Annotated in this window: 21 protein-coding genes; 7 read left to right on the plus strand and 14 right to left on the minus strand. The window is 57.5% G+C overall.

Going from position 1 to position 25,161, the window contains the following annotated elements:
- Window position 1: 1 nt before the first annotated feature.
- The 3 genes from V6P94_RS07150 (at window position 2) to V6P94_RS07160 (ending at window position 3,218) form a co-directional block, all read left to right on the plus strand.
- Window positions 2–763, plus strand: coding sequence for a tetratricopeptide repeat protein (locus V6P94_RS07150; RefSeq protein WP_338649167.1), 762 nt, complete (start codon window positions 2–4; stop codon window positions 761–763).
- Window positions 764–957: 194 nt separating this feature from the next.
- Window positions 958–2,187 (plus strand): alpha-xenorhabdolysin family binary toxin subunit A, encoded by a 1,230-nt coding sequence (locus V6P94_RS07155; RefSeq protein WP_338649168.1) that lies wholly within the window; start codon window positions 958–960, stop codon window positions 2,185–2,187.
- A 17-nt stretch (window positions 2,188–2,204) separates the two neighbouring features.
- Window positions 2,205–3,218 (plus strand): alpha-xenorhabdolysin family binary toxin subunit B, encoded by a 1,014-nt coding sequence (locus V6P94_RS07160; RefSeq protein ID WP_338649169.1) that lies wholly within the window; start codon window positions 2,205–2,207, stop codon window positions 3,216–3,218.
- 45 nt (window positions 3,219–3,263) lie between these two features.
- On the opposite strand, the gene V6P94_RS07165 is transcribed toward V6P94_RS07160, so the two are convergent.
- The 5 genes from V6P94_RS07165 to V6P94_RS07185 all read right to left on the minus strand — a co-directional run bounded on the left by V6P94_RS07165 (window position 3,264) and on the right by V6P94_RS07185 (window position 8,374).
- A complete protein-coding gene (locus V6P94_RS07165; protein ID WP_133079757.1) occupies window positions 3,264–4,427 on the minus strand; it encodes a type III PLP-dependent enzyme in 1,164 nt (387 codons plus the stop codon).
- Window positions 4,428–4,921: 494 nt separating this feature from the next.
- Entirely contained in the window at window positions 4,922–6,079 is a 1,158-nt protein-coding gene (locus tag V6P94_RS07170; protein WP_133079756.1) for a betaine/proline/choline family ABC transporter ATP-binding protein, read from the minus strand.
- Complete coding sequence (locus V6P94_RS07175; RefSeq protein WP_133079755.1) at window positions 6,076–6,729, minus strand: ABC transporter permease; 654 nt, start codon at window positions 6,727–6,729, stop codon at window positions 6,076–6,078. Before V6P94_RS07175 ends, V6P94_RS07170 begins: the two co-directional genes overlap by 4 nt.
- 9 nt (window positions 6,730–6,738) lie before the next feature.
- Window positions 6,739–7,632, minus strand: coding sequence for a glycine betaine ABC transporter substrate-binding protein (locus V6P94_RS07180; protein ID WP_338649170.1), 894 nt, complete (start codon window positions 7,630–7,632; stop codon window positions 6,739–6,741).
- 25 nt (window positions 7,633–7,657) lie between these two features.
- Window positions 7,658–8,374 (minus strand): ABC transporter permease, encoded by a 717-nt coding sequence (locus tag V6P94_RS07185; protein WP_338649171.1) that lies wholly within the window; start codon window positions 8,372–8,374, stop codon window positions 7,658–7,660.
- A 338-nt stretch (window positions 8,375–8,712) separates the two neighbouring features.
- Between V6P94_RS07185 and V6P94_RS07190 the strand changes: the two genes are divergently transcribed.
- Window positions 8,713–10,296, plus strand: coding sequence for a peptide chain release factor 3 (locus V6P94_RS07190; RefSeq protein ID WP_019823908.1), 1,584 nt, complete (start codon window positions 8,713–8,715; stop codon window positions 10,294–10,296).
- A gap of 390 nt (window positions 10,297–10,686) precedes the next feature.
- Entirely contained in the window at window positions 10,687–10,974 is a 288-nt protein-coding gene (locus V6P94_RS07195; RefSeq protein WP_133078875.1) for a hypothetical protein, read from the plus strand.
- A gap of 43 nt (window positions 10,975–11,017) precedes the next feature.
- Here the strand turns inward: V6P94_RS07195 and V6P94_RS07200 are convergent, their stop codons facing one another.
- The 9 genes from V6P94_RS07200 to V6P94_RS07240 form a co-directional block, all read right to left on the minus strand.
- The gene (locus V6P94_RS07200; protein ID WP_338649174.1) at window positions 11,018–11,992 is read right to left on the minus strand and encodes a peptide ABC transporter ATP-binding protein; all 975 of its coding nucleotides are present in this window, start codon (window positions 11,990–11,992) and stop codon (window positions 11,018–11,020) included.
- Window positions 11,992–12,960 (minus strand): ABC transporter ATP-binding protein, encoded by a 969-nt coding sequence (locus V6P94_RS07205; protein WP_133078877.1) that lies wholly within the window; start codon window positions 12,958–12,960, stop codon window positions 11,992–11,994. The genes V6P94_RS07200 and V6P94_RS07205 overlap by 1 nt, the downstream gene beginning before the upstream one ends.
- Window positions 12,961–12,970: 10 nt before the next feature.
- Window positions 12,971–13,882: an ABC transporter permease subunit gene (locus tag V6P94_RS07210; RefSeq protein ID WP_133078878.1), complete on the minus strand. Its 912-nt coding sequence runs from the start codon at window positions 13,880–13,882 to the stop codon at window positions 12,971–12,973.
- 10 nt (window positions 13,883–13,892) lie between these two features.
- The gene (locus V6P94_RS07215) at window positions 13,893–14,903 is read right to left on the minus strand and encodes an ABC transporter permease subunit (RefSeq protein ID WP_133078879.1); all 1,011 of its coding nucleotides are present in this window, start codon (window positions 14,901–14,903) and stop codon (window positions 13,893–13,895) included.
- 75 nt (window positions 14,904–14,978) lie between these two features.
- On the minus strand, window positions 14,979–16,574 hold the full coding sequence (locus V6P94_RS07220; protein ID WP_338649176.1) for an ABC transporter substrate-binding protein: 1,596 nt from the start codon (window positions 16,572–16,574) through the stop codon (window positions 14,979–14,981).
- Window positions 16,575–16,661: 87 nt separating this feature from the next.
- Window positions 16,662–18,026: an OprD family porin gene (locus V6P94_RS07225; RefSeq protein ID WP_338649177.1), complete on the minus strand. Its 1,365-nt coding sequence runs from the start codon at window positions 18,024–18,026 to the stop codon at window positions 16,662–16,664.
- 312 nt (window positions 18,027–18,338) lie between these two features.
- Window positions 18,339–19,937: an ABC transporter substrate-binding protein gene (locus tag V6P94_RS07230; protein ID WP_219260933.1), complete on the minus strand. Its 1,599-nt coding sequence runs from the start codon at window positions 19,935–19,937 to the stop codon at window positions 18,339–18,341.
- Window positions 19,938–20,237: 300 nt separating this feature from the next.
- Entirely contained in the window at window positions 20,238–21,863 is a 1,626-nt protein-coding gene (locus tag V6P94_RS07235; RefSeq protein ID WP_338649178.1) for an ABC transporter substrate-binding protein, read from the minus strand.
- 414 nt (window positions 21,864–22,277) lie between these two features.
- Window positions 22,278–22,994, minus strand: coding sequence for an SIMPL domain-containing protein (locus V6P94_RS07240; protein WP_219260932.1), 717 nt, complete (start codon window positions 22,992–22,994; stop codon window positions 22,278–22,280).
- Between the two features lie 328 nt (window positions 22,995–23,322).
- On the opposite strand from V6P94_RS07240, the gene V6P94_RS07245 reads away from it, so the two are divergent.
- Window positions 23,323–24,585 carry an ATP-binding protein gene (locus V6P94_RS07245; protein ID WP_133078885.1) on the plus strand — a complete coding sequence of 421 codons (1,263 nt, stop codon included), beginning with the start codon at window positions 23,323–23,325 and terminating at the stop codon, window positions 24,583–24,585.
- Window positions 24,578–25,138 carry a response regulator transcription factor gene (locus V6P94_RS07250; RefSeq protein ID WP_019823883.1) on the plus strand — a complete coding sequence of 187 codons (561 nt, stop codon included), beginning with the start codon at window positions 24,578–24,580 and terminating at the stop codon, window positions 25,136–25,138. Before V6P94_RS07245 ends, V6P94_RS07250 begins: the two co-directional genes overlap by 8 nt.
- Window positions 25,139–25,161 lie beyond the last annotated feature (23 nt).

A 25,161-nucleotide genomic window follows, 5' to 3' on the forward strand; every position in this document is an offset into this window, starting at 1 on the left:
CATGAACTTTCAACTGCGCCGTGAAGAAGTGCTCGATGGTGACCAATTGCGCACCATGCTGGCTGAAAACCCGGCGAAAGCTGCCCAGGCCATCTTGATGGCGGCCAAGGAGGGCATTGTGGACGGTCAGGCCTTGCTGGGTCAGATTCTGCTCGACGGCCAGGGCATTGAGCGCGACCCGGTGCTGGCCAAGCGCTGGTTTCAAATCGCGGCCAATGGCGGCCACCTCATGGCCCGCAACATGCTCGGACGTTGCTGGGAGCATGGCTGGGGCGGGCCTGTGGATTGCACGCTGGCCAGCCTGGAATATCGTCAGGCAGCAGAGGCCGGGCTGGATTGGGCGCTCTACAACTACGCCAACTTGCTGGCTACCGGTCGCGGTGTGGCGCAAGACCAGGGTGCAGCGTTCACCTTGTATGGAGTGGCAGCACAGGCTGGCCATGCCAAGTCGATGAATCTGCTGGGGCGTTATCTCGAAGAGGGCGTGTATTGCCCGGCAGATAAAAAGGCGGCGTGCTTCTGGTACGAGCGCTCAGCCCTTGGCGGTGATTTTCGTGGCCAGTTCAGCCATGCCTCGGTACTCGCCGAGTCCGGTCATGTTGATGAGGCCTTGATCTGGTTTGAGCGTGCATTGGCGCAAGGCAACCTGAACTTCTTGCGCGTGAGTTACCTGGCCCTGCAGGAGGCCAGGGAGCCACGTGTCAGGGCAATGAGCGACCTTTGGCAAGCGCGCATCCATACGCTGCAGGAAAGCGGCGACTGACAGTCATTACGCCGCGGCGGGTAATGCTCGTACGCGGTGTTTTAGAAGATCTGAATGGGCCACGGATTGTTAGGGTACGTATTCTTTTTTGTTTTTATCGTTGTCTTACGAGTTGCCGGGTAATAGTGTAATTGATTGATGCCCTTTGAAGATTGATCCTGTTTTGGCAGGATAATTATTTAAAGGGATTTAATATGCAAGGTGATAATTACGCCCTCGTTGAGAGTGTTGAAGATGCCAGGCCGCTTGAGGAAATGACGTCCTTGGAAGCGGCCATCTACTTGCCCTCGCAGTATATTAAGGTGTTGGCGGGTGAAAAGAACGCCGCGGTTTCAAAAGATGAGCTGGGGTTTATTATTCGGCGCAGTGATATACACAGTGTCCGTGCTTATGTGCGTGAGTCGCGAACATTACCGGTCGATTACAATAAGATCGTGGCATGGTTCGGGGCGAATACAGAGAACGTGCCGGGGCTGGAGCCTGCAAGTATCCAGTCGTTTCATCAGCGTGTTGTGCAACACGCCGGCACATGGTCGGCGCTGGAGCGTGATACAAAAGAGCTTAGTCGGCAACTTAACAGGTTTTCGGACAGTTTTATTACAACGGCCAATGGCATTATTGAACTGATCAATAAGATCGAATTCGAGCGCTTTCTTACGGGGACCCTTGATGAGTTGACCGAGTCAGAAGAAGCCGAGTTGAAGGCGATTGTTCTGAACTCAACAGAACTCAAGGCCGTCCGTATTATCAGGGAATACGTACTGCTGATTAAAAAAGACACCGACGCTTATATTAATAAAGCCACGGCGGTGGGTGCCTTGGCAGCCGAGTTTGAGCGGGTGTTGTCTGACGAGTTGATTCACGAAGTCAACGGCAAGCTAGATGCGTATGCCAAGAGAGGGCACTCCAGGGAGCGCGAAGTGCTGGTCGAGCGTATTAAAGAGCTGGACAGTGAAATAGATCAGTTGATCAAGGACTATAAAACCCAAGTGTTGTATGGCCATTCAGGGATTTTTCTGGGGCCTGTAGGCCTGGCCATCACGGGCGGGATATTTGGTGCGAAAGCCGAAGCGACGCGGGCCCGAAAAAACAAGCTGATTGCCGAGCGCGAAGTCGCAAGACAAGGCAGTCATGAGCAGGAAAGGCTGGCCATTGTGCTGGATGCCACTCAGCAGCGCTTTACAGATTTGCGCAGCCGTATGCTCGGCGCCGAACAGGGAGCCAAGCAATTGGCGCAAGTCTGGGGCTACATTGCCAAATACCTCGATGAAGCAGCCTATCAGTTGGAGGGAGTGGATGACCTTGCCCGGCTACACCGGTTCAAGCTGGATTTTTCACAACTGTTGAATCCCTGGACGCGTGTTAAAGACTACAGCGTGCAGATATCCAACGCGTTTAATGAAATTATTGATGGGCGTCATTGAGTAAAGGGACTTAATTCATGAATAGGGACAGTGGACTCATGGTGTTTGAAAATCCTGATATGCCGGGTGTGTTTGCCGGACTGAGAAAGTTCAATGCGGTGGCGGTGAATCGTGAATACGATTTTATTCCATCTTTACAAGAACGTTTGAACCTGGCCGCCAAAAACCTGAGCAATAGTGCGCGCACTATTGTCGATCAAGTACGCCATCTGGAAGTGGTGGTGGACAGCGCGGGTTTCGAAGGGCTGCTGGAACAGTGGGGGGCCATTCATGCTCATACCGCGTTGGCCGTTGAAGTGCAAGCCTCTGCATTAAGTGCGCTCAATGATACCTGTGCCCTGCGGGTCGGTCGCATTGTAAGTGCTGTTGGGGCCGCCAAACATCAAATAGCATTATGGGTCGATGAAGGTGAAGGGCTCAACCTGGAACATTATTCTGATCCCTTGCTGGCGTATGATGCAGCCCGGCTTGATGAGTTGGAACAGCAGGCGGTCATGCTGCAAGTACAAAAAGACAAGTTGAGGGCAGATAAACAGGTTATAGACGCTGCCGTCACTATTCTTCAATCCCGAACCTGGCTGGATCACATAAGGGATTTACTGCCGACCGCCGAGCACATCCAGACGCTTTTAACGTCGGCACTGGTTGGAAAAGCAGAGGCGGATGTGGTCGTGGCGGCTCTTGAGCGCCTGACGCAGTACCTTGGCTTTTTTGACGGTGGCTATCGCTTGTTTGCCTTGACTCAGGCACGCAACAAAATAACCGACACGTTATCTGACGTGAGAGTGCTGCAAAACCAAAACGTGACAGATGCTCGGGTATTGAAAGAGCGTGCAGAGAAAATCAGGCGTCACGCCGAACTGGTTGAGGCTCGGGCGTACTGGGTTGACAACATGAGGTTGGTTGTCAGGGGGCTTGGGGTGTTTATCAGCCGTGCTCATTCGACCACAGAGGTCAACGCTAACGCGATGCAGCAGGCATCGGCAGAGCTGGCAGGGTTTCAGCGTTTCTTGCGGCGGATCAGTCGCTAGACGGTAATGACAGCCCCCCCAGCCACTTGGCCGGGGGGGTTGTTTTTACAGGTAGAAAGACTTCAGCGGCGGGAAGCCATTGAACTCAACCGCGCTGTAGCTGGTGGTGTAGGCACCGGTCGATAGCCAGTACAGACGATCACCGATCGCCAGGTTCAGCGGCAGGCCGTACTTGTAGTTTTCGTACATGATGTCGGCGCTGTCGCACGTTGGGCCGGCAATCACGACTTCTTCCATTTCGCCTTTCTTTTCAGTCCAGATCGGGAACTTGATGGCTTCGTCCATGGTTTCGATCAGGCCAGAGAATTTGCCCACGTCGGTGTAAACCCAGCGCTCCACGGCGGTGCGGGATTTACGGGCTACCAGTACCACTTCACTGACCAGGATACCGGCGTTGGCAATCAGCGAACGGCCCGGCTCCAGAATGATTTCCGGCAGGTCGTCACCGAAGTCTTCCTTCAGGAAGCGAATGATCTCTTCGGCGTAGGTTTCCAGGCTGTTGGTACGGGTGATGTAGTTGGCCGGGAAGCCGCCGCCCATGTTGATCAGCTTGAGAACGATGCCGTCTTCTTCTTTCAGGCGCTCGAAGATCACTTTGACCTTGGCGATGGCCGCATCCCAGACGCTGATGTCCCGTTGCTGTGAGCCCACGTGGAACGAAATGCCGTACGGCACCAGGCCCAGGTCACGGGCCAGGATCAGCAAGTCCATGGCCATATCGGTCTGGCAGCCGAATTTGCGCGACAAAGGCCAGTCAGCCGTGGTCGAGCCTTCAGTCAGAATACGAACGTAGATCTTCGAACCTGGAGCCGCCTTGGCGATGTTGCGCAGGTCAGCTTCGGAGTCGGTGGAGAACAGGCGCACGCCTTTGTCGTAGAAGTAGCGAATGTCTTTGGATTTCTTGATGGTGTTGCCGTAGCTGATGCGATCCGGGCTAACACCTCGGTCCATCACTTTGTCCAACTCGTAGATCGAAGCGATGTCGAAGCTCGAACCCTTGTCGCGCAGCAGGTCGATGATTTCGACGGCTGGGTTGGCTTTGACTGCGTAGTACACCTTGGCAAATTCGAAGCCTGCACGCAGGTCATCGTAAGCCTTGCTGATCATGGCGGTGTCGATCACCACGAACGGGGTTTCCTGGGTGTCAGCGAAGGCCTTCATTTTGTTGAAGGTATCGCGCGCGTAATAGTCTTCGACCTTGATCGACATGCTGAGGGACTCCTAGTGGCAAACGTCATAAATAAATGGGCGCAACTGAACATCCTCCGTATCCCCACTTTGGTTCGCCTACTTCCCAAGGCATGTCCGCCGAAAGCAAAAAAGGTAAATGGACCTTGCTGTCTCGTCGTCAGTACTTGAGCCGGATGGATCGTTTCCAGCATGGATGTTCGGCGCGAACTTTAGGGGGTGAGTGCGTTGAGATCAACAAAAAATGTCGCGTTTTTGTACGCGTTCGTCGTGGGCGCGCGGACAGCTATTTAAGTAACCGACCTTTGTGACACTGAGGAGTTCGCGCGCAGCGCTTTTACGGGGGCCGCAAGGGCGGGTAAACAGAGTGACCGAGTCGCCAGTGTCGCGAGCAAGCCCGCTCCCACAGGGGCTTTCGTCCTTGTGGGAGCGTGGCTTGCCCGCGATGGCCTCAACGCGGTCAAGCAAAACGATCGAGTCGCCTGCATCGGGATGCAGGCCAGCGCCGAGAGCAGTTACGCCAACGCAATATCTGCCGGCGAGACAATGCTGGTCTTGGCCCCACGTGAGCGGCCCGAGCTCAGGTAGGCGGCAATCGACTCTTGCGTCACTTCACCCTGGAACACACGCTCGGTGTCCATGACCGGCAACCACGAACGGTTGAACTCATACATGCGCGACAGCAGGATGCGCAAGTGTTCCTCGGACGCGGCAGTGGCGGTGAATTCGCGCAGGTACTGGCCGCACGTACCGCTCTGGCGGTGCAGGTCGCGACGGCGCACATAGCCCAGTGCCTTGTTGTCGGCACATGTCACGACGACATAGCGACGGTCGAGTTCGTCCATCAGTTCCAGCGCTTCGGCCACCGGGGTTTCCGGGCTCACCGACGGCGCGTTGTCCGCCGCGTCTTCGGCCTTGACCAGCAGCAGGCGCTTGAGCGTGCTGTCCTGGCCCACGAAGTTGCTGACAAAGTCGTCGGCCGGGTGCGCGAGCAGGGTGTCGGGATGATCCATCTGCAACAACTTGCCACCACGGAAGATCGCAATCTTGTCACCCAGCTTGATCGCTTCGTCGATGTCGTGGCTGACCATGATCACGGTCTTGTTCAGCGCCCGTTGCATCTCGAAGAATTCGTTCTGGATCATCTCGCGGTTGATCGGGTCGACCGCGCCAAACGGTTCATCCATCAATAGCAGCGGTGCGTCAGCGGCCAGGGCGCGAATCACCCCGATCCGCTGTTGCTGGCCACCCGACAGTTCGCGCGGATAACGGTTGAGGTACTGCTTGGGTTCAAGCTTGATCATGCTCATCAGTTCGCGGGCACGGTCATGGCACTTTTGCTTGTCCCAGCCCAGCAGGCGCGGCACGACGGTGATGTTTTCTTCGATGGTCATGTTGGGGAACAGGCCGATCTGCTGGATCACATAACCGATATTGCGACGCAGGGTCACCGGGTCGAGGTCGGTGGTGTCTTCGCCGTTGATCAGGATCTTGCCGGAAGTGGGCTTGATCAGGCGGTTGATCATTTTCAGCGTGGTGCTTTTACCGCAACCCGAAGGCCCGAGGAACACACAGATCTCGCCTTCGTTGACGGTCAGGCTTACCGAGTCCACGGCTTTTACGTCTTTGCCGTTGCTTTGGAATGTTTTGCTGAGGTTTTGAAGTTCGATCATTTGAGCAGTCCTTTTGGAGTCAGCGAGCGTTGCAGCCATTGCAGAAGCAGGTCGGCGATGATGGCCAGAACACTGACCAGCACGGCGCCGACGATCAGCATCGACATGTCGCTACGGCTGATTGCAGCAAGAATAAGTACACCCAGACCGCCAGCACCGATGGTGGCGGCGATGGTCATGACGCCGATGTTCATCACCACGGCGGTGCGTACGCCGGCGAGAATCACGGGTACCGCGATGGGCAGTTCAACCATGCGCAGGCGCTGGCCAAAGGTCATGCCGATGCCGCGGGCGGCTTCGCGAATGCCCGGTTCCACGCCGGTGAGGGCCAGGAAGGTGTTGCGCATGATGGGCAGCAGTGAATAAAGAAACACCGCCGTGATGGCCGGCATCGGGCCCAGGCCCTGGCCGAACTTGGAGTAGAACGGCAGCAGCAGGCCGAACAGGGCAATGGACGGAATGGTCAGCAGCACGGTGGCGCTGGCTTGCAGAGGGCCGGCCAGTGTCGGGAAGCGTGTCATCAACACACCCAGCGGCACGCCGATCAGAATCGCCAGAATCACGGCGATGCCGACCAGGCTGATGTGCTGAAGGGTCAGTTGTAAGACTAGCGACCAGTCCATATGGGAAAAGGCGTTCAAAAATTCCATGTCTTTTCCTTAGTTGAGTGGATGCTGGCGCAGGAAATCTGCGGCCACCGTGGAGGGGCTTTCGTGGTTCACGTCGACCCGCGCGTTGAGCTGGCGCATGGTTTCGTCGTCAAACAGATCGGCCAGGGGTTTGAGCAGCGCTTCCAGGTCCGGGTGGGCATCGAGATAGGCTTTGCTCACGACCGGCGCGGCGGTGTAGTCCGGGAAGTAATGCAGGTCGTCGTCCAGCAACTTGAGGTTGAAGGCACTCAAGCGGCCGTCCGTGGTGTACACCAGCCCGGCAAATACCTGGCCGTTTTTCAGTGCGGTGTAGACCAGGCCTGCGTCCATCTGACGAATATTGCGGCGGGTCAGGTCCATGTCGTAGAGCTTGACCATGCCCAGCAAACCATCGGAGCGGTTGGCGAACTCGGTGTCCAGTGCCACCAGTGCGTTTTTGTTTTCCGGGTCACGCAGTGCCTTGTTCAGGTCACTGATGCTGTTGATGTCCGGAAACGCCTCGGCCACTTTCTGTGGCAGGGCCAGCGCGTAGGTGTTGCTGAACTTGGACGGGTGCAGCCAGATCAGTCCTTTTTTTGCATCGACCTCTTTAACCCGGTCGTAGGATTGCTGGCTGTCGAGTTTGTCGGTGATGTGGTTGTAAGCCACCAGCGATACGCCGGTGTATTCCCACACCATGTCCAGTTGCCCCGACTCTTGGGCCGAGCGCGCCAGGCTGCTGCCAAGCCCGCCAGTCACCTTGGCGTTGTAACCTTTGCTGTTGAGGTATTGGGACGTGATTTCAGCGAGCAGGGTTTGCTCGGTAAACACTCGCGCCCCGATACGAATCAGGGGTTTTTCTGCGGCCTGGACAATTCCTGCGCACAGCAGGATGCAGCCTAGTAAGAAGCTTATTTTTTTCATGGGTATTCCTTTGCTCAGCCGGACCTTAAACAGGTCGCAGACCGCGTTCCAACCATCGGCGGCTGATGAGTATCACCAGGCCATCGAGCAGCAATGCCAGCAGCGCGGTACAGGCTGCGCCGAGGATCAGTTGCGGCTGATTGTTGAGGGCGATGCCGGGGAAAATCAGGCTGCCCAGGCTATTGGCGCCGATCAGGAACGCCAGGGGTGCCGTACCGACGTTGATCGCCAGTGCGACCCGTACACCGCCCATGATGATGGGCACGGCGTTGGGCAATTCGACTCGCCACAGCACCTGGCGTGGGGTCATGCCGATGCCGACGGCGGCTTCCTTGAGCGAACCCTGTACGTTTTTCAAGCCTTCATAGGTGTTGCGCACGATGGGCAGCAACGAGGCCAGAAACAGGGCGAAGATGGCAGGACCGCTACCGATCCCCAGAAAACCCAGGGCAATGGCCAGTACGGCCAGCGGAGGGACGGTGTTGCCGATGTTGAAGACTTGCATGAAGCGTTCCGCACGTCCGGCCATGTTCGGTCGGCTGAGGAAAATGCCGGCGGGTATCCCTACAAGGAGGGCGGCGAGCATTGAAGCGAGTACCAGGTACAGGTGGGCTTGCAGGTAGAACAACAAATCATCTTGATAGTGTTCGATAGTGCTGATGCCGATCCAGTGGACCAACAGGGCCAGGAGCGCGATCACAACCGCACCTCCAATAAGCCCTTTTCCATAGCGATTTGCCACAGACGGACTCCTTTTTTTCAGTCGGCGAACACATCGTCTCGTGGCATTACCATTTCTGGCTGCCGACAATCATGTTCGCGAAGAGCAACAGGGGAGTGCGAAAAGCGCCCTCATCACCTGTCATTAGCGCAGCCTCGTCAGGCTAACTTGCTGATATTTCAGCCCCTGACGGTTTGTCGTATCAGGAGAGTGGACGCCTCCACTGTTTAAAAGGTTCACATTATTTACGGCACATTGCCACCCTTGTCCGACGGGCAAGGGTACCAACGGTGGCTGTAGTGCCCGGTTTTAGGCTATAATCCGCGCCCTTTTTTGAATCAATCGTCAGGCGATTTCCCATGACCAACCAGGCCGCCGAAGTCGCGAAACGCCGCACTTTCGCTATTATTTCCCACCCCGATGCGGGTAAGACCACCATCACCGAAAAGCTCTTGCTGATGGGTAAGGCGATTGCTGTCGCCGGTACGGTGAAATCGCGAAAGTCCGACCGCCATGCCACCTCCGACTGGATGGAAATGGAGAAGCAACGGGGTATTTCGATTACCACGTCGGTCATGCAGTTCCCGTATCGCGACCACATGATCAACCTGCTCGACACCCCGGGCCACGAAGACTTCTCCGAAGACACCTATCGCACCCTGACCGCGGTCGACTCGGCCCTGATGGTGCTCGATGGCGGTAAGGGCGTAGAGCCACGGACCATCGCCCTGATGGACGTCTGTCGTCTGCGTGACACGCCCATCGTCAGCTTTATCAACAAACTCGACCGCGATATCCGCGACCCGATCGAGTTGCTGGACGAGATCGAGGCGGTCCTGAAAATCAAGGCGGCGCCGATCACCTGGCCGATTGGTTGCTACCGTGACTTCAAGGGTGTTTACCACCTGGCAGACGACTACATCATCGTCTACACCGCCGGTCACGGTCATGAGCGCACCGAAACCAAAATCATCGAAAAACTCGATTCCGATGAAGCCCGCGCCCACCTGGGTGACGAGTACCAGCGCTTCGTCGATCAACTGGAACTGGTTCAGGGCGCCTGCCATGAATTCAACCAGCAGGAGTTCCTCGATGGCCAGTTGACCCCGGTGTTCTTCGGTACGGCATTGGGCAATTTTGGTGTCGACCACGTGCTTGATGCCGTTGTGAACTGGGCGCCCAAGCCATTGGCCCGTGTTGCCAACGAGCGCACCGTTGAGCCTGTTGAAGAGAAATTCACCGGCTTCGTGTTCAAGATCCAGGCAAACATGGACCCAAAACACCGTGACCGTATCGCCTTTATGCGCATTTGCTCGGGCAAGTACGAAAAGGGCATGAAAATGCGTCACGTGCGTACCGGCAAGGACGTACGAATCGGCGACGCGCTGACTTTCTTCTCTTCGGAGCGTGAACAGCTCGAAGAGGCGTTTGCGGGCGACATCATCGGTTTGCACAACCACGGCACGATCCAGATCGGCGACACCTTCACCGAAGGCGAGAGCCTGAGCTTTACCGGTATCCCGCACTTCGCCCCGGAATTGTTCCGTCGCGTTCGTCTGCGCGATCCGCTCAAGTCCAAGCAACTGCGTCAGGGTCTGCAGCAACTGGCCGAAGAGGGCGCCACTCAGGTGTTCTTCCCGGAGCGCAGCAACGACATCATCCTGGGCGCTGTGGGTGTGTTGCAGTTCGATGTGGTCGCGAGCCGCTTGAAAGGCGAATACAAAGTGGAATGCTCCTACGAGCCGATCACCGTTTGGTCGGCACGCTGGATCGATTGCAGCGATAAGAAAAAGCTCGAAGAGTTCAAGATCAAGGCTGTGGAAAACCTGGCCATTGATGGCGGTGGTCACCTGACCTACCTGGCGCCGACGCGCGTAAACCTGGCGTTGATGGAAGAGCGCTGGCCGGATGTGAAGTTCCGTGCGACCCGTGAGCACCACTAAGGGCTCAGGCGTCTGGTTGAAAAAAAGCGAAGCCGTTGGGCTTCGCTTTTTTTTGGCCTGCGTCAGGTAGTGAATACACGGCCAGAAAAGTGTCTGTAGCAGTTGACGAGCAGTGCGAGGCTACGTCCGACGATGCAATTGTCATAAATCCGGTAAGTACGGTGCACCTGATACATCACTGCTGATTGGTTTTACGACTGCTACGCAGCCGGACGTAGCCTCGCGCTGCTCGTCAACGGCTACAAGGGGGAGAAGCCCCGCCACAAAGTATCGATAAACGCGGCTGCGTAACTCCGAATGGGTATATCGCAGCCTGTGTGTTTCTGGAAAAGCTGAAGGGGGCGAACTAGGTTTAAAGGGTGTTTTTCCCACAACAGGATGGAAATCGCCATGAAGCTTTTTCAACGCATTGTGTTGTTGCTCAAAGTGCTGGTGTTGTTGTCGATGAGTGCTTCTGCAGCTTGGGCCAGTCATCCAGCCGGGTATTCGGCGACTGGCGTGCCGGGACCGACGGTTCATGCCATCTACAAATCGGACTCGGAGCCGGGTGATCAGGGGCAGGGCGGCAGTTCGGGGGATGACGACCAGACGGATGGTGACGGCGGCGCGGATGGCGGTGGCAGCGGTGATAACGGCGATGACGGTGAAGAGGGCGACGAAGGCGATAGCCAGACGTAGTTTCTGAACGGTGGGAGCGAGCAAGCCCGCTCCCACATAAGCGTCAGTCAGTTAGAAACTGCTCCGCGTGATGGCAGGCAACCTGGCGGTTGTCGAGCAGACGCAAGATGGGTTCGTCAGTTCTGCACACGTCAGTGGCATACGGGCAGCGCTTGTGGAAGGCGCAGCCTGATGGCGGGTTCAGCGGGTTGGGCAACTCGCCCACGATCTTGATTTTAGGCTTGAGCGGGTCCGGGTGGATGGTGGGTGTCGCCGACAGCAACGCCTGGGTGTAGGGGTGCAGCGGTCGGGTATAGATCTCTTCCTTGGGGCCCATTTCTACCGGGCGGCCCAGGTACATCACCAATACCGTGTCGGCCACATGCCGCACCACCGCCAAGTTGTGGGAAATAAACACGTAGGCGGTGTTGAATTCCTGCTGCAGATCCATGAACAGGTTGAGTACCTGCGCCTGAATCGATACGTCCAGCGCGGAAGTCGGTTCGTCCGCCACCAGCACTTTGGGTTGCAGCATCATGGCCCGTGCCAGGGCAATTCGCTGGCGCTGGCCGCCCGAGAACATGTGCGGGTAGCGATGGTAATGCTCAGGTCGCAGACCCACCTGTTTCATCATGGCCTGGACTTTTTCGCGGCGTTCGCTGGCGCTCAGTGTGGTGTTGATCAGCAGCGGCTCAGCCAGTTGATCACCCACTTTCTGCCGCGGGTTGAGCGAGGCGTAAGGGCTCTGGAACACCATCTGCACGTCTTTGCGCAGTTGCTTGCGCTCGGCCTTGTTGGCCCCCGTGACTTCTTGGCCGGCAATTTTCAATGAGCCGGAGGATGGCTCTTCGATCAGGGTCAGGGCGCGGGCCAGGGTGGACTTGCCACAACCTGATTCGCCCACCACGGCCAGGGTTTTTCCCGCTTCAAGCTCAAACGATACGCCGTTGAGTGCGCGCACCAGCGCATGGCCTTTGAACAGGCCACGGGATACTTCGTAGTGACGGGTTAGGTCACGGGCGGTCAGAACAACAGTCATTACGCCACCTCCTGATTCAAGGGGAAGAAGCAGCGCACCTGACTGTGAGCCTTTTGCTCCAGCTCAGGACGTTGTTGACGGCATTGTTCTTGTACGTAGGGGCAGCGTGGCGACAACAGGCAGCCTTTCGGGCGGTCGTAACGCCCCGGCACGATGCCGGGCAAGGTGGCCAGGCGGGCGGCGCCCATGCTGTGTTCAGGGATCGCGGCCAGCAGGGCTTCGCTGTAGGGGTGCGCCGGCACGTCAAACAGCCCTGGCACGTTGCCGACCTCTACCGCTTGGCCGGCGTACATGACGCATACGCGCTGGGCCGTTTCGGCGACCACGGCCAGGTCGTGAGTGATCAGTACCAGTCCCATGTTTTGTTCGCGCTGCAGGTTGAGCAGCAGGTCCATGATCTGGGCCTGGATGGTCACATCCAGTGCAGTGGTCGGTTCGTCAGCGATCAGCAGTTTGGGTTCGCCGGCAATCGCCATGGCAATGGCCACGCGTTGGCTCATGCCTCCTGACAATTGGTGCGGATAGGCGTCCATGCGGCTGGCGGCGCCAGGGATTTCGACTTTTTCCAGCAGTTCGATGGCCCGTTTGCGTGCTTCTTTTTTCGACATCTTCAGGTGCAGACGCAGCACTTCCTCAATCTGGAAACCCACGGTGTAGCTGGGGTTCAGCGCGGTCATCGGGTCCTGGAAGACCATCGCCATGTCTTTGCCGACGATCTGGCGGCGTTGACGGGCGCTGAGGGTCAGCATGTTCTTGCCGTCGAAGTTCAGCGCATCGGCGGTCACGATACCGGGATGCTCGATCAGGCCCATCAGCGCCATCATGGTGACCGATTTACCGGACCCCGATTCGCCAACAATGGCCAGGACTTCGCCTTTATCCACAGACAGACTCAGGCCATCGACGACCGGCACGGCCGTCGCGTCGCCAAAGCGGACGTTGAGATTCTTGATTTCTAACAGTGACATTGGAATCTCCTCAGGCGGCGTTCTTGAGTTTCGGGTCCAGCGCATCGCGCAGGCCGTCGCCCATCAGGTTGATTGCCAGCACGCTGAGCAAAATGGTCAGGCCGGGCAGGCTCACGACCCACCAGGCACGTTCGATGTAGTCACGGGCCGAAGCCAGCATGGTGCCCCACTCAGGGGTTGGCGGTTGTACGCCAAGGCCCAGGAAGCCCAGTGCAGCGGCGTCGAGAATCGCCGAGGAAAAGCTCAAGGTGGCCTGAACGATCAGTGGTGCCATGCAGTTGGGCAGCACGGTGATGAACATCAGGCGCGGCAAGCTGGCGCCCGCCAGGCGGGCAGCGGTCACGTAGTCGCGGTTCAGTTCGCCCATGACGGCGGCACGGGTCAGTCGCACATAGGACGGCAACGAAACCACAGCAATGGCGATGACGGTGTTGATCAGGCCAGGGCCGAGGATGGCAACAATCGCCACCGCCAGCAGCAGGGACGGCAGGGCCAGCATGATGTCCATCAGACGCATGATGCCCGGGCCGAGCAGGCGCGGGAAAAACCCGGCAAACAGGCCCAGGATCACGCCCGGAATCAGGGAGATGACCACGGACGACAAACCGATCAGCAGCGACAGGCGCGAACCTTCGATCAGGCGTGACAGCAAGTCACGGCCCAGCTCGTCGGTACCGAGCAGGAACTGCCACTGGCCGCCTTCAAGCCAGACCGGCGGGGTCAGCAGGAAGTCACGGTATTGCTCGCTCGGATTGTGGGGGGCAACCCACGGGGCAAAGATCGCGCAGAACACGATGATGATCATGAAGATCAGGCCCGCAACGGCGCCCTTGTTTCTGGAGAAGGCATGCCAGAATTCTTTGTAGGGCGATGGATAAAGCAGGCTTTGATCCAGTTCGGTGGTGCTTGGAGTAGTGCTCATGGTCAGGATCTCAGCGCTGGTGACGGATGCGTGGGTTGGCAAAGCCGTAGAGGATGTCGACTACGAAGTTGACCAGAATCACCAGGCAGGCGATTAGCAGGATGCCGTTTTGCACCACGGGATAGTCCCGGGCACCGATGGCTTCGATCAGCCATTTACCGATACCGGGCCACGAGAAGATGGTTTCGGTCAGTACGGCACCGGCCAGCAGGGTGCCGACTTGCAGGCCCACCACGGTCAATACCGGGATCAGGGCGTTGCGCAGGCCGTGCACGAACACCACGCGAGCCGGGGACAGGCCTTTGGCGCGGGCGGTGCGGATGTAGTCTTCGCGCAGCACTTCGAGCATCGATGAACGGGTCATCCGCGCGATCACGGCCAGCGGGATGGTGCCCAGCACAATGGCCGGCAGAATCAAGTGGTGCAGCGCGTCCCAGAAGGCTTCGGGCTGGTCGCTGAGCAGGGTGTCGATCAGCATGAAACCGGTTTTTGGCTCGATGTCGTACAAAAGATCGATACGCCCGGACACCGGGGTCCAGCCCAGGCCTACGGAGAAGAACATGATCAGGATCAGGCCCCACCAGAAGATCGGCATCGAGTAACCCGCCAGGGAGATCCCCATCACCCCGTGGTCAAACAATGACCCTCGCTTGAGTGCCGCGATAACCCCGGCCAGCAACCCAAGGACACCCGCGAACAACAACGCGGCGGTGGCCAGTTCCAGGGTGGCGGGGAACAGCGCGGAAAACTCGGTCCACACGCTTTCGCGGGTGCGCAATGACTCGCCAAGATCACCATGGGCGAGCTTGGTGACGTAGTCGATGTACTGCTCATGCAGTGGTTTGTTCAGACCCAGACGCTCCATGGCCTGGGCGTGCATTTCAGGGTCTACCCGACGCTCACCCATCATGACTTCGACCGGATCACCCGGGATCATGCGAATGAGGGCAAAGGTCAGCAGGGTGATGCCGAAGAAGGTGGGTATCAACAACCCTATTCGGCGGGCAATAAAACTAAACATCGTGTGGTGTTCCTTATCAGCCGGTTAGGCAGGTCCGCCAGGGTTCAGGTAGATCCTGGCGGGTTTTTTATTGTTCTACTTCACCTGGGTGGTGGCGAAGTTGTTGTTGGTCAGGGGGCTCAGGGTATAGCCCTCGACATTTTTGCGCATCGCAGTAAACAGCATAGGATGGGTTACGTTTATCCAGGGTTGATCCTGATTAAAAATCACCTGTGCCTGTTGATAGAGTTCTGCGCGTTGCGAGGGTTCAGTGATGCTGCGGGCCTTGGTGATCAGGGCTTCGAAATCCTCGTTGCACCAGCGTGAGTAGTTCTCGCCGTTTTTGGCGGCCTCGCAGCTGAGCAACGGGGTCAGGAAATTGTCCGGGTCGCCGTTGTCGCCGCCCCAGCCGGTCGAGACCAGATCATGTTCGCCATTTTTGGCGCGCTTGAGCATTTCGCCCCACTCCATGACCCGGATATCCAGTTTCAGACCGATCTTTGCCAGGTCGGACTGTAACAACTGCGCGCCCAGCATCGGGTTGGGATTGGTCGGTCCGCCGCCGTTACGGGTGAACAGGGTCAGCACCGTGCCCTCGGGCACGCCCGCTTCCTTGAGCAGTGCGCGAGCCTTGTCCAGGTCCCGGGGCGGGCTTTGAATAGTGGTGTTGTAGCCCAGCATGGTGGGCGGGTACGGGTTGATCGCAATCAGTGCATTGCCTTCGCCGTGCACGGTGTTGAGGTACGTTTGCTTGTCGAAGGCCATGTCGATGGCTTTGCGCACGCGCACATCGTTCAGGTACTTGTGGCTGGAGTTCATGGCGATGTAGCTGGTCATCAGGGCTGCCAGTTCATCGACCTTGAGGTTAGGGTCTTTGCGGATGTTTTTGACGTCATCGGGCTTGGGGTACAACGCGATCTGGCATTCGTTGGCCTTGAGTTTTTGCAGGCGCACGTTGTTGTCGGTGGTGATGGCGAAGATCAGGGCATCACTCGGTGGCTTGCCGCGAAAGTACTCCGGATTGGCCTTGAAGCGTACCTGGGCATCTTTGTTGTAGCGCACGAAAATAAACGGGCCGGTGCCGATGGGCTTGGTGTTCAGGTCGGCGGTTTTGCCGGACTTGAGCAACTGGTCGGCGTACTCAGCGGAATAGATGGACATAAAGGGCATTGCCACGTCGCGCAGGAACGGTGCTTCAGGGTGGTTGAGGGTAACTTTTACCGTCAGGTCGTCAATTTTCTCGACGCTTTTGAGCAGGTCCTTGAAGCCCATGCTTTCAAAGTAGGGGTAACCGACCAACGAGAGTTTGTGCCACGGGTGGTTCGGGTCCAGCTGGCGCTGGAAACTCCAGACCACGTCGTCGGCGTTGAGGGTTCGGGTCGGTTTGAAATAGTCGGTGGTGTGAAACTTGACGCCGGGGCGCAGGTGAAACGTGTATTCAAGCCCGTCCGGGCTGATGTCCCAGCGTTCGGCCAGGGCAGGTTCCACATCCGTGGTGCCGGGTGCAAAGTCGGCCAGGCGGTTGAGGATGGTTTCAGCCGACGCATCGGCGGAAACGGCGGTGGTGAATTGGACGATGTCGAACCCTTCAGGGCTGGCTTCGGTGCAGACCACCAGATTTTTGGCCGAAACACTGACTGCTGTACTCAGCAGTGCCACAGCGATGGCGGTGCGTAGCGGGAGTCTTTTCATGGCAATCATCTCCAATGGGTTGTACCTGCGTAACGACTACGGCTGATTCATGGAATCAGCCGTAGTCGTGATGTGTAAAAGGTGTGTTTACAGAATGTTGAACGGAATGGTGGTGACCACGCGGAACTCGTTGATGTTGCCGTCAGACTGATTTTTGCTGGCGCGGTGCGTGGTGTACGTGGCGCGAATCGCAGTGGCTTTGAGTGGGCCACTCTGGATTGCATAGGACGTGCCAACGCTGTACTCGTAATGGGTTTCGCCGTCCATGTTCTTCACGTCGTAGGCGGTGCCCGTGTACTTGGTGCCGTCAATGTCCCAACCGCGAGCGTGGTAGGCGTTGAACTTCAGGCCCGGAATCCCGTACTGCGCCATGTTGATGCTGTAGGCCAGTTGCAGGGACTTCTCGTTCGGGCCGTTGAAGTCCGAGAGCAGGGAGTTGGCCAGGTAAATGCCGTTGGTTTCGTGCAGGTAGTCGAAGTACTCGTCGCCGCTGACTTGCTGATACGACAGTGTCAGGGTGTGAGCCAGGTGGCTCAGGCCGAAGGCCAGGCTGAAGGTGTCGTTGTTGATATTGCCCAGGGCCTTGCTGCCGGTGTCGAGGGTCTTGTAGTAGTTGAAGTTGGTGTTCAGGCCCAGGGTGGCGTTGTCGCCCATGTCGTGTACTGCACCGAAGTAGTACTGGTTCCAGAAGTCTTCAACGTGGGTGGCGTACAGCGTGGTCTTCAGGTTTTTGAGCGGCTGGTAGTTGAGGCCGGCAACGCTGGCGCGGTCAGTCTCCGCCCCGGTTGCGCCGTATTCGCTGCGAAACTTGCTCAGGCTGGCTTCGGTACGCGGGGACACGCGGTCAAAGGAACCGGCATCGAAGGACAGGTTGTTGAACTCTTCGCTGTGCAAACCCACCCCTTGAAAGCTTGAGGGCAGTGCACGGTTGCCGATCACATCGATGGTCGGGCTGCTGAAGTTCTGTCGGCCTACGGTCAGCGTGGTGTTGGAGATGCGGGCGCTGAGATTGGCCAGGCCCAACTTGCTCCACTGGCCAACGGCATCGCCATCGCTGTGGGTCAGGGTCCGGTTGTTTGGCCCGGCAATGTCCTTGGCGTCGCGGTCCAGTGCTACCGCGTTGTAAGCCGCCACTTGGGTGCTGAAACCGACGGTGCCTTCTGTGAAACCCGAGGTGTAGTTGAGGATCGTGCCCTGTACCCAGTTGATCCGGCGCGGGGTGGATTCACGGGTGCCGTGGTTGTTGTAGCTGAAGCGATCATCGCGACGCTTGAGCTCATTGGCGTACCAGTTGCGGGTGGTGCCGCCCAGAGTCTGATCTTCGAGAAAGCCCTTGGTCTCGCTTTGAGCACTGGTGGCTTTCAATTCGGTGGGCATGAATTCATCGGCATTGACCATCGCGGTGAGGCTGCTGATGGACAAGGCTAACAACGCGCTGCTGGTAAGTTTCATGGTTGAGGCTCCTCTTTGGTTTCTTTTTTATTGCCGGTCTTTATTTGTTCTGACTCGGCTGTTGTGAAACGTTTTAAAGCGTTGCAAACGTTTGCCTGCTACCCGATAGGCGAAGTTTCAGCGGACCACCTGAAAAGTGGCCTGCTGATACCGCACTGTTGTTCGCTGAAGCGACTTCTGCCTCTGTGGGAGCGGGCTTGCTCGCGATGGTCGTTACGATGACGCGTATTTACTGAGTAAATGCGGCGCTCTGAAGACCATCGCGAGCAATCCCGATCCCACCTTTGAGCAGCGTTACTGCTGTCGGGGGAGTTAGTCCTTGAGGCTGACGCCTGAGAACGCGTTACGCCCAAAGGGACTGACCTGGAAACCTTCGACCTTGACACTCAGCGGCTGGTTGACCGTGGAGTGCGCAATGGGAGTGATCGGCACCTGTTGCTTGAGCAACTGCTGGGCCTGTTTGTAGAGCACCGTACGCTGGTCGCGATCGGTGATGACCTTGGCGTTCTTGACCAGCGTGTCGTACTCCTTGTTGCACCACATGGAGTAGTTGTTGCCGCCGATCGCGTCGCAGCTGTACAGCGTGCCGAGCCAGTTGTCCGGGTCACCGTTGTCGCCCGTCCAGCCAATCAGGCTGATGTCATGCTCGCCGTTCTTGGTGCGCTTGATGTACTCGCCCCACTCATAGCTGACGATCTTGACCTTGAGCCCGATTTTGGCCCAGTCCGACTGGAGCATTTCGGCCATGAGCTTGGCGTTCGGGTTGTAAGGGCGCTGTACGGGCATGGCCCACAGGGTGATTTCAGTGCCGTCCTTGACCCCGGCTGCCTTGAGCAGTTCTTTGGCTTTTTCGGGATTGTAGGGGGCGTCGGTGATGGTCTCATCGTAGGACCACTGCGTTGGCGGCATGGCGTTGACCGCTTTCTGGCCAGCGCCCTGGTAGACGGCCTTGAGGATCTCGTCCTTGTTGACGGCCATGTCCAGTGCCTGACGCACCTCTAGCTGATCGAACGGTTTGTGCTGGACGTTGTAGGCAATGTAGCCAAGGTTGAAACCGGGCTTTTCGATGACCTGCAATTTCGGGTCGGCCTTGAGGCCGGCAACGTCGGCAGGACGCGGGTTCAGTGAGACCTGGCACTCGTTTTTACGCAGCTTTTGCATGCGCGCCGAGGCGTCGACGCTGATCGAGAAGATCAGGTTGTCGAGCTTGACCTGGCTTGGGTTCCAGTAGTCCTTGTTGGCGGCGTAACGGATGTTGGAGTCTTTTTGATAGCGCTGGAACACGTACGGACCGGTGCCGACGGGTTTCTGGTTGATATCGCTGGGCTTGCCGGTCTTGAGCAACTGGTCGGCGTACTCGGCCGACAGGATGGCGGCGAAGCTCATGGCCAGGTTTTGAATAAAGGCGGCGTCGACCGAGTTGAGTTTCATGACCACGGTCTGCGGGTCGGTTTTTTCGACGCTGGCGATGTTCTTGTCCAGGCTCATCCCGGTGAAATACGGGAATTCGGTCGGGTAGGCCTTACGGAACGGGTGGTCGGGGTTGAGCATGCGGTTGAAGGTGAAGAGCACGTCATCGGCGTTGAAGTTGCGGGTCGGGGTGAACCACTTGGTGGTGTGGAACTTCACATCGTCGCGCAGGTGGAACGTCCAGGTCAGACCGTCTTCAGACACATCCCAGCTTTTTGCCAGGGCCGGGCCTGCGGCGGTGCCGCCTTTTTCGAATTCGGCGAGGCGGTTGTAGATGGGTTCGGCCGCGTCGTTATCGGTAGCCGTGGTGTACTGCGCGGTATCAAAGCCGGCCGGGCTGCCTTCGGAACAAAACACCAGGCTGTTGGCGGCGCTTGCGATCGGGCTGCCGGCAAGTACGCCAGCACTGAGTAATACAGATAAAACCAGAGGGTTGCCCATGGCGTTCCCTATCCTTTTTCTTGTTTTTGAGTCCTGAGCGCGGCCCTGGATAAAGGCGTGCGGTTCAGGGCGTCGATTTCATCAGCTACGGTGCTTCACCCGGCGCAATAGACTGGCGGTGTGTCGACGTTATGACGTCGATACCCCCGCAGTAAATGCGTCAGGCCTGACAACCTTGTAGGAATTGTCTTAGCGTCCTATAGCCTCTGATGTAGTCAGAAGTGGCTTTAGGCTGTAGGTGATTTCCACCGTCCTGGTAGATAAGTGAATGCGGCCGTGTAGCCGCATTCACCGGTCCTTTTATTTGCCGACGCTGACCCCGTAGAAGGAGTTCAGGCCAAACGGGCTGATCTTGAAGTCCTCTACGTTCTTGCGCATGGGTTGATACACCGTCGAGTGTGCGATGGGTGTCATCGGAACCTGGCTTTTGAGTCGTTGCTGCGCCTGTTGATACAGTTTTGTGCGCTCAGCAACATCGGTGGTGGCCTTGGCGGCCTTCACCAGCTTGTCGAACTCGGGGTCACACCACTTGGAGAAGTTGTTGCCTTCCAGTGAGTCGCAGCCAAACAGGGTGCCGAGCCAGTTGTCCGGGTCGCCGTTGTCGCCGCTCCAGCCAATCAGCATCGCGCCGTTCTCACCGCCTTTGGAACGCTTGATGTACTCGCCCCATTCGTAGCTCATGATCTTGGCCTTGAGGCCGATCTTGCTCCAGTCCGACTGGAGCATTTCAGCCATCAGCTTGGCATTGGGGTTGTACGGGCGTTGAACCGGCATGGCCCACAGGGTGACTTCGGTGCCCTCCTTGATCCCTGCTTCCTTGAGCAGTTCCTTGGCTTTTACCGGGTCGAACGGTGCGTCCTTGATGCTGGTGTCATAGGACCATTGGGTCGGCGGCATGGCGCCAACGGCCAGCTGGCCTGCGCCCTGATACACAGAGTCGATGATTTGCTGCTTGTTGACCGACATGTCCATTGCCTGACGGACCTTGAGCTGGGCCATCGGGTTGGGTTCGTTGCTGCCCTTGATCTTGTCCATCACGTTGTAGGCGATGTAACCCAGGTTGAAGCCTGCCTGGTGGGGCATCTTCAGGTTCGGATCTTCGCCAAGGGCCTTGAGGTCAGCCGGGCGCGGGAAGAGGGTGACCTGGCACTCGTTCTTCTTGAGCTTCTGGATGCGCACCGACGGGTCGGTGGTGATGGCGAAGATCAGGTTGTCGATCTTGACGTCTTCAGGCTTCCAGTAGTCCTTGTTGCCGGTGTAACGGATGTTCGAGTCTTTCTGGTAGCTCTTGAATACAAACGGTCCGGTGCCGATCGGCTTCTGGTTGATATCGGCAGGCTTGCCTTCCTTGAGCAGCTTGTCGGCGTACTCGGCGGACTGGATGGAAGCGAAGCTCATGGCCAGGTTCTGGATAAACGCGGCATCGACCGTATTCAGAGTGAAGCGAACGGTCTTGTCATCGATCTTTTCCACCTTGGCGATGTTTTTATCCATGCCCATGTCGGTGAAATAAGGGAATTCGGTGGGGTAGGCCTTACGGAACGGCTGGTTGATGTCGAGCATGCGGTTGAAGGTGAAGAGCACGTCGTCGGCATTGAAGTCGCGGGTTGGCTTGAAGTACGGCGTGGTGTGGAACTTGACGCCATCACGCAGATGGAAGGTCCATGTCAGGTTGTCGGGCGAGACATCCCAGCTGGTTGCCAGGCCGGGCTCAACCTTGGTGCCGCCACGTTCAAACTGGCTCAGGCGGTTGAACATGGTTTCGGCCGACGCATCGAAGTCAGTACCGGTGGTGTACTGGCCCGCGTCAAAACCCGCCGGGCTGCCTTCAGAACAGAACACCAGGTTGGTCGCTGCGTGGGCGAAAGGTGCGCTTGCCAGCAGGCTCGCGCCTACTAAAAACGGAATGACCGCGTGTTTGAACATGGTGGCCTCATGATTTTTGTCATTTTTGGTTTGAGGGCGACCTTATGAGTCGACCCGGCGATACTTATGCACAGCCCATACCCATTGCAATATGTGTAAGCGGCTGAAGACTGAAAATGTGGAACGATCGTACAAGAATGTCGCTTATCTATAAGTTATGACGCATTTGATCGTTTGCGTCGGGATTTTTGACTCATTTGCTTACGTGTTTTGGAAAGTTAAAGGACCTGCACGCACTGTTTTGGTACGGCGTTGTTACTTATCTAGACTCTCGCGTTGGAAAGATGTAAGTCGGTGCTGACAGCGTCTGTAGGCTTTTGCTTTTTAATACTAGGACGGTCTGTAGGTATTTTCCTGAGGGCAAAAAAAACCCCTGAAGCTTCAAGGCTTCAGGGGTTTGTAGGACGTAAAGGCTTACTGCATCTGAACTTCAATCACGCCATCGGCGCTCATGCTGACTTCGCTGGTGCCGGCCTCGACTTCCGGCGTCGGTGCAGAGTCCATTGCCGGCGCGGCGGCTTTCATCATCATTTCGCTGCGCATGTAAGGCTGCGGGTAGCCATTGGTGTTGAGGTTCAGGTTAACGATTTTGTAGCCCTTGCCGCCCAGTGCGTCGGTGGCCAGTTGAGCGCGGGCCTTGAATGCGTTGACGGCATCCTTGAGCAGCGCGTCTTCGCTGGTTTTACGGGTGGCACTGGCGACGGTGAATTGCATGCTGCCCATTTTCAGGGTTTGCATCAGATCCCCGGTAAGTTTGGACAGGGCGGCGAAATCGGTGCTTTCCAGTCGCAATTCGGCGCGCTCGCGCCAGCCGGTGATCTTCTGGGTTTTGTTGTCGTAAATCGGGTAGCTGTTGCGGTTGCCCTGGCGCAGGGTGACTTCCTTGACGGACTTGGCCTGGCCGATGGCCTTGTTCATCGAGGTGGTGATTTCTGCGGCCAGCTTGGCGGCATCGGTATTTTGCGCCTCGGTGTAGAGCGTCACGATCATCAAGTCGCGGGCTACTTCCTGGCTGGCCTCGGCACGCAGGGAAATCTGGTTGTAATGAATGTCGTCGGCCAGGGCTGGCAGGCTGGCCAGTGCACCGATGCTCAGGGTCAAAAGGGCCGCGGTGCGTTGAAAGTTGGACATGGAAGCTCCTTGAATGAGGACAATAATGGCTATATGACTCTAATCAGTGGCCATCAGTTCGCCCGATTACATTTTCGATACATTTGGCGGCTACTTCTTTGTCCACTGTGGGAGCGGGCTTGCTCGCGAAGCAGGCACCAGTGTCGGTCAGCCAGACCGCGTCCAAGTCATCGCGAGCAAGCCCGCTCCCACACAGTTTGCCCAGATGCAGGCCATTAGCCGCTTTTTCACAAAAAACACTGTGGCTCTTTGCCGCACTTTTGCCTGTGGGGCTGCCCGCTTGGTTATACTCTCGGCGATCCGCCTGGAGCGCTCATCAGGAGAGCTCATGCTCGCCCCCGTTCAGTTACTGTCCGCCACTCGCCAGAACCTGTGGCGTCTTACGTTTATCCGCATGTTGGTGCTGGCCGCGCAAGCGGGTTCAGTGGGCTTTGCCTATCTGTTCAATTTGCTGCCGCTGCCCTGGTTTCAGTTGAGCATCACCCTTGGATTTTCCATGCTGTTGTGTGCTTTTACCGCGATCCGGTTGCGCACAACCTGGCCGGTGACAGAGCTTGAGTACGCGCTGCAACTGGCCTGCGACCTGTTTATCCACAGCGCCTTACTGTACTTCTCCGGTGGCTCGGCCAACCCTTTTGTTTCGTACTATCTGGTACCGCTGACCATCGCTGCGGTCACGCTGCCCTGGCGCTATTCGCTGGTATTGACCGGCATTGCGCTGGCGCTCTACACGCTGTTGTTGATGCAGTTCTACCCCATAGACACCGTGCCGTTTTTCCGCGAAAAACTGCAGATTTACGGGATGTGGCTGAGTTTTGCGCTGTCTGCGGCAGTGATTACCTTCTTCGCGGCCAAGATGGGCGAAGAGCTGCGCCGTCAGGAAGAACTGCGCGCCTTGCGTCGTGAGGAAGGCCTGCGTGACCAGCAGTTGCTGGCGGTGGCAACCCAGGCTGCCGGGGCGGCTCATGAGCTGGGTACGCCGTTGTCGACCATGAGTGTGCTGCTTAAAGAGATGCGCCGCGATCACCAGGACCCTGAGTTGCAGGATGATCTGAGCGTGCTTCAGGATCAGGTCAAGCTGTGCAAGGAAACCCTGCAGCAATTGGTGCGTGCCGCCGAGGCCAATCGTCGCCTGGCGATTGAGGTCCAGGATGTCACCCAGTGGCTGGATGAGGCCTTGAACCGCTGGCACTTGATGCGCCCTGAAGCCACTTACCGCTTCCAGTGTCTGGGCCATGCACCGGTTCCGCGCCTGGCGCCGGCTCCGGATTTGACTCAGGCGCTGCTCAATCTGCTCAACAATGCAGCCGATGCCTGCCCTGAAGGGCTGGAAGTGACTGTCGACTGGGATGCAGTGGACCTGACGATCAGTATTCGTGACCACGGTCCGGGTGTACCGTTGGCCATCGCCGAGCAAATCGGCAAACCCTTTTTTACCACCAAGGGCAAAGGCTTCGGTCTGGGCCTATTCTTGAGTAAAGCCAGCGTGACCCGCGCTGGCGGCTCGGTAAAACTCTACAGTCATGAGGATGGCGGAACGCTCACTGAGCTGCGCCTGCCACGTGTCGCCCGAGGAAATGAAAATGAGTGAAGAAATTCAGGTCGAAGGCGAAGAACTGCCGCATTTGTTGTTGGTAGATGACGACGCCACCTTTACCCGTGTCATGGCTCGCGCCATGAGCCGTCGCGGTTTTCGCGTCAGCACGGCGGGTTCTGCCGAAGAAGGGCTGATCCTGGCTCAACAGGATCTGCCCGATTATGCGGCGCTGGATCTGAAAATGGACGGCGATTCGGGCCTGGTCCTGCTGCCCAAGCTGCTGGAACTCGACCCGGAGATGCGGGTTGTGATCCTCACCGGTTATTCCAGCATCGCCACCGCCGTCGAGGCGATCAAGCGCGGCGCCTGCAACTACCTGTGCAAACCTGCCGATGCCGATGACGTGCTCGCCGCCTTGCTGTCCCAGCATGCCGACCTCGAAACGCTGGTGCCGGACAACCCGATGTCGGTTGACCGCCTGCAGTGGGAACACATCCAGCGCGTGCTGGGTGAGCATGAAGGCAATATCTCGGCCACAGCCCGTGCCTTGGGCATGCATCGCCGTACCTTGCAGCGTAAATTGCAGAAGCGTCCGGTGCGACGCTGAACGGGAGCTGTAGCGTTTGCAGT

This window comes from Pseudomonas sp. ML2-2023-3 (genome assembly GCF_037055275.1).
Lineage (GTDB): Bacteria > Pseudomonadota > Gammaproteobacteria > Pseudomonadales > Pseudomonadaceae > Aquipseudomonas.